Consider the following 9905-nt stretch of genomic DNA (forward strand, 5'->3'; position numbering starts at 1 on the left):
CCCGCACCGCGCCCGCTGCCGGCACCGCGCGCGCCGCTGCCCGCACCGTGCCCGCTGCCCGCACCGCGCGCGCCGCCGCCGGTCCCGTCGTGTCGCCCGCCGCCGTCCGGCGCGGGCTACCAGGTGATCGGCAGGGAACGGAGGCCGTAGATCGGGGCGTCGAACTTGAACTCGACGTCCTCGAACGGCACGGCCAGGCGCAGGGTTGGTAGTTCCGTCACCAGGGCCCGGAGTGCGACGCGCATCTCCAAGCGCGCCAACAGGTGGCCGATGCACTGGTGCACCCCGCTGCCGAACGCCAGGTGCGTCCGCGCGTCCCGCCGCAGGTCGAGGCGGTCCGGGTCGGGGAACGCGGCCGGGTCGCGGTTCGCGGCGAACAGGGACGCGATCACGCCGTCGCCCGGCCCGAGCGCCGTCCCGCCCACGGTCGCCGAACCCGTCACCGCCCGCACCACCCCGTGGTGCACGGGGCTGAGGTAGCGCAGCAGCTCCTCCACCCCCCGCTCCACCAGCGAAGGCTCCGCGACCAGCGCCTCCCACCACGCCCGATCACGCTGCAACGCCAGCACGGACAGCGCGACCGAGTTCGCCGTCGTCTCGTGCCCGCCCACGAGCAGCAGCACGGACATCCCGACGGCCTCCTCGTCGGTCAACCCCGGCTCCCGCACCAAACGGCTGATCAGGTCATCCCGCGGCGCCTGCCGACGAGCGCGGATCAGGTCGGCCAGGTACCCGTGCAGCTCCTCCAACGCCGCCCGCACCTGCTCCGCCGGCAACGACCGGTCCAGGTGGGCACGGCTGCGGCTGGAGAAGAACTCCTGGTCCGCCACCGGCACGCCGAGGAACAGGCAGATCACGTCGGACGGCACGGGCAGCGCGAACGCCGTCACCAGGTCCGCCGGCCGAGGCCCGGAACGCAGTGCCCCCAACCGTTCCCGCGTGATCCGCTCCACCTCGGGCCGCAACGCGTTCATCCGCCGCACGGTGAACTCACCGGTCAACATCCGCCGGTACCGGGTGTGCTCGGGCGGATCGGTGACCAGGAAGCTCCCCGGCGCCGCCTTGCGGTCCACCACCGGCCGCAACTGCGGAAAACCCGGCCGGCCGGGATCCGACGAGAACCGGCCGTGATCCCGCAGCACCGCCCGCACGTCGTCGTACCGCGTCACCAGGTGCGCCTGCTGCCCGTGCCGCAACGACACCGGGCACACCGGCGCCTCCTCCCGCAGCGAAGCGAACTCCGCCGGAGGGTCGAACCCGGGACGGCGCGCGATCGGGTAGTCCACCTAGGCGACCCGCCCCACTCCGGCGTACACGCCCCGTGCGAGTCCCGCGGGCGCACCGGGTTCGGGCCGCCACAGCGGCGCGTCGACCACACCGGGTTCCACGAGCTCAAGCCCGTCGAACAGCGCCACGACCCGCTCGTACGGCCGGAAGAACATCGGGTCCGGGCTGGTGGCCATCGCCGCCGTCACCTCGGCCATCCCCTCCGGGTCGTGGTCGGCGGTCAGGTGCGAGATGGCCACGTAGCTGCCCCGCGGCAACGCGGCCCGATACCGGGCGACCAGCCCCGCCGGGTCCTTGTGGTCGGGCACGAAGTGGTGCACGGCGACCATCAGCAACCCGACCGGTTCGTCGGTGTCCACCAGGTGATCGACCTCGGGCGCGGCGAGGACGCTGTCGGGGTCGGTCAGGTCGGCCTGCACGATCTCGGTCTGTTCGTCCGTCCGGAGCAGCAGTCGGCTGTGCGCCACGGCGACGTCCTCGTAGTCGACGTAGACGACGCGGCTGGCGGGCTCGGCGCGCTGCGCGATCTCGTGGACGTTGCCCACGGTGGGGATGCCGGAACCCAGGTCGAGGAAGCGCGTGACACCACCGGCGACCATGAAGCCCACCGCGCGCCGCAGGAACGCCCGGTTGGACCGGGCGATGTCACGGGCGTGCGGTAACCGGGTCGCGATGAGGTCGCCGACCACCCGGTCACCGGCGAAGTTGTGGCCGCCGCCGAGGAGGTAGTCGTAGACCCGGGCGGCGGACGGCCGTTCGATGTCGATGCCCGCCGGCACCCAGTCGGGAACGGCCACGGTGATCTCCTCCACGGACGGTGTCGTTTCCGGCCGGACCAGCCTAGCCGGCGGCACCACCCGCACCGGACGCCGCTCAACCGCTCCAGCTCGCAGCCGACCCCCGACCGGCCCGGCTGAACCGCTCACCACCGCGCCGACCACGGCTTGGGCCAATCGGAGCAAAGTCGCCCAACGACAAGTGCCGTCGACCCGGCGGCCCGCGGCGGTCGGAGCGATCACCGGGCGTCCACATAGGACTCCGAACCCCCGCGCCGGTGCCGAAGCGGGGTGGTGCGCGACTCACCGGTCGACCCGCGTGGTGAAGGGACAAACCGCCACTGGAAGTGTTACGACTGAAACGCACGTTCGAGGGATGACCCGATCGGGTACCCCCGTCGCCAGACGTGCGCGCGACGTTGGGAGCACGGGTGGAGGACCGCACAATCGCAGGCCGGTACCGGCTGACCGAGCGGGTCGGCACGGGTGGGATGGGGGTGGTGTGGCGCGCCGAGGACCAGCGGCTGCGCCGCGTCGTCGCGGTCAAGGAACTGCTGTCCCGCACCGGGTTCGACCAGGAGTCGATCGACCGCGCGATCCGGGAGGGACGCATCGCGGCCCGCCTGTCGCACCCCAACGTGATCGCGCTGTACGACGTGGTCGAGCACGACGGCCACCCGTGGCTGATCATGGAGTACCTGCCGTCGCGCAGCCTGGCCACGGTGATGACCGAACGCGGCACCCTCCCGCCCGAGGAGGTGGCCCGGCTGGGCGTGCAGCTGGCGTCCGGGCTGGCCGCCGCGCACACCGCCGGCGTCGTGCACCGGGACGTGAAGCCGGGCAACGTGCTGGTCACCGAGTTCGGCACGGTCAAGGTCACCGACTTCGGCACCTCCCGCGCGGCCGACGAGGCGACCGTCACCGCGTCCGGGATGCTCGTCGGCACCCCCGCCTACCTGGCCCCGGAGGTCGCGCGCGGCGGCAAGGGCGAGTTCCCGGCCGACGTGTTCGCGCTGGGCGCGACGCTCTACGCGGCACTGGAGGGCACGCCGCCGTTCGGCGTGGACGGCAACACCATCGCCCTGCTGCACCGGGTCGCGGACGGCCGGTTCCCGCCACCGCGCAACGCCGGGCCGTTGGCGCCCGTGCTGATGCGCCTGCTCGACCCGAACCCGGAGACCCGGCCGACCATGGCCGACACGGAGCGGATGCTGCGCGACGTGCGGTTCGACGGCACGTCACCGCCTCCGCCGCCGGCACCCGCGCCGACCGCGATCCTGGCCGCGCCCCTCGAACCCGTGCCGGACCCCGAACCCGAACCGGCCAAGCCGACGACCGTCGAACCCGCACCGGCCAAACCCACCCCTCCGGCTCCCACCCCACCCACGCCGACCCACGGGGTGACCCCGGCCGCGCCGGGCGAGGAGAAGCGGGGCGACCGCAAGGCGCTCATAGCGCTCGCCGTCGTGGCCCTGATCTCCATCGCCGCCGTGGCGTACCTGCTCAACCGGGGCGACGACGCCGGCTCACCGTCGGCCGGACCGACCACCACCGGCGGGACCGCCACCGGCGAGGTCACCACCAGCGCCGCCGCCCCGACGACGACCGACGCCGCACCCCAGACCACCGAGGAACCCGAGCCGACCACGACCGCCGCCCCCACGACGACCACGCCCAGCCCGGCCCAGCCACCCGCCGAAGTGGGCCCCGACCAGGCGTTGAGCGACTACTACGGCCTGCTGCCGAACGACTTGGAAACCGCTTACGGCCGCCTCACCGACGGGTTCAAGGCCGCGCGGTCGCCGAGCTTCGCCGACTACCAGGCCTGGTGGGGCCAGATGAGCGCGGTGACCGTGAGCAACGTGCGCGCGGTCGGCCCTGAGCAGGTGGCGGCGACCGTGTCGTACACGTTCAAGTCCGGTGGAACGCAGTCGGAGCAGCACCTCTACACGCTGGTCAAGGTCAACGGGCAGTGGGCGATCGACAGCCAGCAGAACACCTAGCCCTCTCCGACGACCGCCCCGGTCACGCCAGCCGGCCGCGCCAGGCGTCGATCACCAGCACCGGCCGCATCCCGACCGACTCGTACAGCCCCAGCGCGGGCGTGGGGTTGTTCGAGTCGACGTGCAGGATCGTGCCCACCCGCCCGGCGGACGCGTTCAGGTGGAACGCGTGCCCCAACAGGTGCTTCGCCACCCCGCGCCCCCGCGCCTCCGCCACCACGCCCAGGTGGCCGACGTACCCGCAGTTCTCGTCGGTGAACTGGTCGGTGCACGTCGCGAACCCGGCCGGACGCCCGTCCAGCTCGGCCAGCCACAGCCCCGACCAGTCGAAGGTCGACTTGCTCTCCCGCTTCTCGTGCCACGCCTCGTAGGTCTTCGGCACGAACCCGAAGTGACCGGCGAACGACGCGTTCCACACCTCGTGCGCGGTCCGCCGCACGGCGGGGTCCACGCCCTGCCGCAGCACCAGCCCCGGCACCGGCGCGGGCGGCGGCACGTCACCGACGTGGTCGATCCGCATCCGGTGGAACGTGGTGGCGGCCTCGAACCCCAGTGCCGCCACCCGCGCCCGCAACGCCGTGTCGTCGCGGTAGACGCCCTGGTCGACGGTCACCTCGTCGTGCCCGCCCTCGCGCCCGATCTCCCGCGCCCGGCCCAGCACCCTGGTGAACAGCCAGTCGGAGATCGCCGGGTCCGCCGAGACCACGTCCACGTCGACCTCGTCGCTGCCGCTCTTGCCGTTCGTCGTCGCGTACCCGACCGGCTCACCCGCCGGGCCCAGCACCAGCCACGCGTCGCGCTCCAGGTCGAAGCCTGGGCGCCGCAGCTCGTCGCACATGTCCTCGAGCGTGTAGTCGGCGAACCCGATGACCGCCGTGGTGTAGGCGTGCACGAGGCCGAGGATCAGCTCGGCGTCCTCGGGGCGGGGCGGCCGGACGGTGTGACCGGCGGGAAGGGCGTTCATGGCGCACATGGTGCGCCGCGCCCGAGGCGGTGTCGATCGGGTTTCCGCCGGGTTAGGGTCTGCGGATGATCAGTCGGGTGTCGGCGCTGCTCATGGTGGTCGCGGGGATCGGTGCGCTGGCCGTGCTGGCGTTCCGGCCGCCCGAGCCGGTGGCCGACGCGCCGCCGGGGGAGTTCGCCGCCGGGCGCGCCGAGCAGCACCTGACGGCCATCGCGCAACGACCTCACCCGATCGGTTCGGCGGACAACGACCGCGTCCGCGACTACCTGGTCACCACCGCCCGCGCCCTCGGCGCCGAGGTGACGGTGGAGTCCGACGACGTGGTCGTGCCGTGGCGGGGCGTGGCCCGGGTGGCGACCGCGCACAACGTCGTGGCACGCGTGCGCGGCACGGACCCGGCGCTGAGCGGCGGCAAGGCGTTGCTGCTGGTCGCGCACTACGACTCGGTGCCGACCGGTCCGGGCGCGGCCGACGACGGTGCGGCGGTCGCGGCGATGCTGGAGACGTTGCGCGCGGTGAGGACCGGCGCGGTGGGCAACGACGTGGTGTTCCTGTTCACCGACGGAGAGGAGGCCGGGACGCTCGGCGCCGAGGCGTACGTGCGGCGCAACGGGGTGGACGGGGTCGGCGCGGTGCTGAATTGGGAGGCGCGGGGGAGCGGCGGGCCGGTGTGGATGTTCCAGACCGGTGCCGACAACGCGCCGTTCGTGTCGGCGTTCGGTGCGGCGAGCAGCAGGCCGATCGCGAACTCGTTCGCCTACGAGGTCTACCGGCGGATGCCGAACTACAGCGACTTCACCGTGTTCCAGGAAGCGGGCGCACGGGGGTTGAACAGCGCGTTCATCGAGCACGTGCGTGACTACCACTCGCCCTACGACGACCTGGAGCGGTTGGACCGGGGCAGCCTGCAGCACCACGGCGAGACGATGGTCGGCCTGGTACGGGCGTTGGGTGACCGCGACCTGCGTGCCGGTGGCGGTGACGCGGTGTACTTCGACCTGTTCTCCCGGCTCCTGGTGCACTACCCGACGTGGCTCGCGGTGGTGTTGGCGGCGGTGACGGTGGCGGTGTTGGTGTCGCTGCTGGTCCTGGGTGTCCGGAGTGGACGTCTGCGGTGGCGGGGCGTGGTCGCGGTGGCCGGGGTGGCGGTCGGCGCGGTGGTCGTGGCGGGCGCGGTGTCGTTCGGGGTGTGGACGCTGGTGGCCGCGGTGCGGCCGGGGCTGGGTTTCCTGGCGCTGTCCGAGCCGTACGAGCGGGGCTGGTTCGTCGCCGGGTTCTGCGTGCTCGGGGTGGCGGTGCTGCTCGCCGCGGCCCGGGTCGTGCGCCGGTGGTCGTCGTCGGACGTGGTCGCCGGGGTGCTGGTCGTGACGGCCGTGCTGCTGGTGGCCGCGACGGTGGCCGTGCCGGGCGCCGGGTTCCTGTTCCAGTGGACGCTGCTGTTCGGCCTGCCCGCGCTGTGGACGACCCGGGCGGTGTTCCTCCCGGCGCTCGTGGCGGCGGCGATCTTCCCGCCGTTGGTCGGCACGATGATGGTGGCGCTGGGCATGCCGTTGAGCGCCGTGGCCGTGGTGTTCGCGGTACTGGCGGGCATCTTGCTGCTGCCGCTGCTCACGACGTTCCGCTCGTGGACGCCGACTGTGGTCGTGACGGCGGTCGCGGTGGGTCTGATCACCGCGGGGACCGTGCGGGCCGACTTCGACCCGGACCACCCGCGCCCGAACGCCCTCGTCTACCTGCAGGACACGGGCGGTGCGAGCTGGCTCTCCGCCGACCCCGAGCCCGACGAGTGGACGTCCCGTGTGCTGGGGGAGAACCCGGAACGGGTGACGTTGCCGTACCCGATGCCGACCGGCACCCTGATGCGTGCCGCCGCACCCGCGCTGAACCTCCCCGCCCCCACGGCAACCCCGCTCGGCTCCGCGGACGCGGCCGTGAGGACCGTGACGTTCCGCGTCACCCCGACCGCGCGGGCGTGGCGGACGCACGTGACGCTGTCCGATCAGGGCCTGCGCGCCTGCCGCCTCGGCGCGACGGACCTCCCCGGCTCGGCGTTCGAGCTGTACGGCCCGTCGAGCCGCGAGATCACGTGCGACCTGGCCCCCGGCGCACCGCTGGAGCTGACCGTGACCGACCACTGGCCCGGCCTGCCCGCCGAAGCGGCGTCCCTGGTCGGTCCGCGCCCACCCGACACGATGCCGGTCCAGTCCGGCAGCCGCGCTTACGACGCCGCCGTGGTGCGTGCCGCGTTCCGGTTCTGAGATCGACCCGATCGGGTGACGACCCGGTAGCGGACCAGGACCATCACCGCGAAACCCACGCACAGCCACGCGAACCAGTCACCCAGTCGCGCGTACGGCGTGGGCCCGTCACCGGTCGGCACGTCGGCGACCACCGTGGTGAAGGGCGCCGGGCCGCCGGTGTCCGCCTCGGCCACCACCCGACCGCGGGCGTCGGCCACCATCAGCCGCGTGTACCGCCCGCCCCACGCCACCGCCACCCCGTGCTCGACACCGCGCAGCAACGCGGTGCGGCTGTGCTGCCAGCCGTTGTCCTTCTCGTCGGACGCGGGGACGGCCAGCAGCCGTGCGCCCGCCATCGCGTAGTCGGCGGCGGGGTCGCGGTGGTTGACGTCCCCGCACACCATGACACCGGTCGTGCCGAGGAGCGTGAGGTCGTGCCCCCGTGGGCTGACCCTGTCGTGGTGCTTGAGGTAGCGCACGGGTTCGGCGCCGGAGGCCGGGAACGTCAAGGCGTAGTTGTACTTCCGGCCGTCCGTCCACTGCGCGAAGCCGACCACGATGTCGATGCCCCGCACGCGGGCGAGCGCGGTCAGGGTGTCGACCAGGAGCGCGGGCCGGGCCTCGTGCGCGCCGAACGCGGCTTCCGGCAGCACCGCGACTTCCACGCCGTCCGGCAGTGCCTCGACCTCTCGCGCGTATGCGGCCACGAGTTCGGTGCCGGCCGGTGTGCCCAGGTCGGTGGCCCAGCCGTGGTGGTTGCTCGCCACCAGCGCGACGCGTCGTGTCGGCCCGTCGTCGAGGGACAGCCGCACGCCGCCGTTGATCAGCACCACCGCGAGCACTGTCGCTGCGACCACGGCGATCCGCGCGTCCCGCTTGATCAGTGCCGCGGCGACCGCGACCGGTAGGAAGAGGACCAGGTACTCGACGCCCCACGCGCCCGTGATCGCGGCGGTCTGCACGATCAGCGGCACGTCGGCCTGCGTGGTGGCCAACGTGCCCATGATGCCCGTGGGGTTGACCGATGCCACGCCGAACAGGACCGCGACCCAGGCGGCCGGTGCGGTCGTCACGGCGAGGAGCGTGCGGCCGTTGACGAGCAGTGCCCGGAACAGCGCGACCGCGAGGGCGAAGGTCGCCGCCAGGCCGACCGTGACGGCGACACCCCACGGCCACAGCGGCAGGTCGTGCGAGTGGGCGAGGAACGGCCAGCTGTTGGTCAGGCCCAGCAGGCACGAGGCGAACGCGAGGCAGGCGGCGACGCGGCCGGAGGTGCGCGGGGCGGCGAGGAGGACGGGGAGCGGTGCGAGCCAGGTCACCGCGGCGATCGGTGCCAGGCCCGTGCCGAGTTGGAACAGCGCGGTCGAGCACATCGCCGCCAGGGCCAACAGGATGCGGTTACGTAATGAGTCCATTGAGGACCCTTCCCGTGGTGCGCTTGCACAGCGCGCGGAAGTCGTTCTCGGACATGTTCACCCGGCCGCCCAGGTAGAACTGGACCAGTCCCACGACCGGCGTGGTGATGGCCAGCGTGACCTCCAGCGGGTCGTCGTCGCGCAGCACGCCTTCCGCCATGGCCTGCTCGACGGCGGCGAACACCGGTGCGAACGCGGGCGACCCGCCGGTGCGGAAGTCGTCCGGGAACCGCAACGCGTCCGGCCGGTGCTCGGTGACCAGGTACTGGTAGAGGTGCGGCCGGCCGAGCGCGAAGTCCAGGAAGGCGTCGGTCAACTCGTCGACCCGCCGCGCGAACGGCAGCCCACGCCCCAACTCGCCCCAGCCACCGGTCGCCTCCGCCACCGCCCGATCCACCACCGACCGCAACAACGCCTCGCGGCCGGCGAAGTGCCGGTACGTGGCCATCGCCGTAACCCCGGCCTCCGCCGCCACCCGCCGCATCGTCACCGCCTGCGCGCCCTCCGCCACCAAGATCGCCAACGCCGCCGCCCCCAACCTCCCAGCCGTGTCGTTCATGTGTACAACGTACACGCCTCCAGTCTACGCCGTACACACCGCGTGCGCGAACCGTCTCGGCACACCCAAACGGCCTACCCCGGCCCGCGAATCTGTGAGCCTGCGGAATCCGAGAACCTGCGGCGCGGTGCAACGGCGTGCGGGCCGGCGGGCAGAGGGTGCGCGGGCTGGCGGGCGGGGGCTGCGGCGGTGGGAAGACCGGCGTGCAACGGGTGCGGCGGCGCGCGGGTCGGTGTGGAGGGATGCGCGGGCCTGGCGTGGAGGCCTGCGGCGGGCGTGCGGGTCGGCGGGCAAGGGCTGCGGCGGCGCGCTGGTCGGTGTGCAGGGGCTGCGACCGGCGGGCAGCGGCTGCGGGCGGGCCGGGGTGCAACGGGTGTGGTGGCCCGCGGGCTGGCGTGGAGGGCTGCGGCGGCGTGCGGGTCGGCGTCAAGGGGTGCGGCGGTGTGTCGGTCGGCGTGCAGCGGGTGCGGCGGCGTGGGAGTGCGTGCTGGGCGGTGTCGTGTGGCGGGCGGAGGGGTGCGGGAGCGTGGGGCGGTCTCGGGGGCCTGGTGCGGGGGCTGGGGTGCGGGCGCGGGGCGTGGGTGCGGGCGACGCGGCGCGAGCGGTGCGGTGGCGGAGGGGTGCGAGCGGTGCGGGGCGGGGCGGCGCGAGCGGTGCGTGG

General features: G+C 73.6%; 7 protein-coding genes. 2 read left to right on the top strand and 5 right to left on the bottom strand.

Features of this window, described 5'->3' with window-relative positions:
- Window positions 1-116 precede the first annotated feature (116 nt).
- Window positions 117-1286, bottom strand: a complete 1170-nt coding sequence (locus tag A6A25_RS38545; protein WP_073898995.1) for a cytochrome P450 — start codon at window positions 1284-1286, stop codon at window positions 117-119.
- Window positions 1287-2084 carry an SAM-dependent methyltransferase gene (locus A6A25_RS38550; RefSeq protein WP_073899335.1) on the bottom strand — a complete coding sequence of 266 codons (798 nt, stop codon included), beginning with the start codon at window positions 2082-2084 and terminating at the stop codon, window positions 1287-1289.
- A 410-nt stretch (window positions 2085-2494) separates the two neighbouring features.
- Between A6A25_RS38550 and A6A25_RS38555 the strand changes: the two genes are divergently transcribed.
- Window positions 2495-4066: a serine/threonine-protein kinase gene (locus A6A25_RS38555; protein ID WP_073898997.1), complete on the top strand. Its 1572-nt coding sequence runs from the start codon at window positions 2495-2497 to the stop codon at window positions 4064-4066.
- Between the two features lie 22 nt (window positions 4067-4088).
- On the opposite strand, the gene A6A25_RS38560 is transcribed toward A6A25_RS38555, so the two are convergent.
- Window positions 4089-5030 (bottom strand): GNAT family N-acetyltransferase, encoded by a 942-nt coding sequence (locus A6A25_RS38560; protein ID WP_073898999.1) that lies wholly within the window; start codon window positions 5028-5030, stop codon window positions 4089-4091.
- A 65-nt stretch (window positions 5031-5095) separates the two neighbouring features.
- On the opposite strand from A6A25_RS38560, the gene A6A25_RS38565 reads away from it, so the two are divergent.
- Window positions 5096-7288: a M20/M25/M40 family metallo-hydrolase gene (locus A6A25_RS38565; RefSeq protein ID WP_073899001.1), complete on the top strand. Its 2193-nt coding sequence runs from the start codon at window positions 5096-5098 to the stop codon at window positions 7286-7288.
- On the opposite strand, the gene A6A25_RS38570 is transcribed toward A6A25_RS38565, so the two are convergent.
- The gene (locus tag A6A25_RS38570; RefSeq protein WP_083669016.1) at window positions 7249-8685 is read right to left on the bottom strand and encodes a nitrilase-related carbon-nitrogen hydrolase; all 1437 of its coding nucleotides are present in this window, start codon (window positions 8683-8685) and stop codon (window positions 7249-7251) included. The two genes, A6A25_RS38565 and A6A25_RS38570, sit on opposite strands and share 40 nt — an antisense overlap.
- Window positions 8669-9244 carry a TetR/AcrR family transcriptional regulator gene (locus A6A25_RS38575; RefSeq protein ID WP_073899005.1) on the bottom strand — a complete coding sequence of 192 codons (576 nt, stop codon included), beginning with the start codon at window positions 9242-9244 and terminating at the stop codon, window positions 8669-8671. The genes A6A25_RS38570 and A6A25_RS38575 overlap by 17 nt, the downstream gene beginning before the upstream one ends.
- Between the last annotated feature and the right edge of the window lie 661 nt (window positions 9245-9905).

The organism is Saccharothrix sp. CB00851 (genome assembly GCF_001905065.1).
In the GTDB taxonomy this organism is placed as follows: Bacteria; Actinomycetota; Actinomycetes; order Mycobacteriales; family Pseudonocardiaceae; genus Actinosynnema.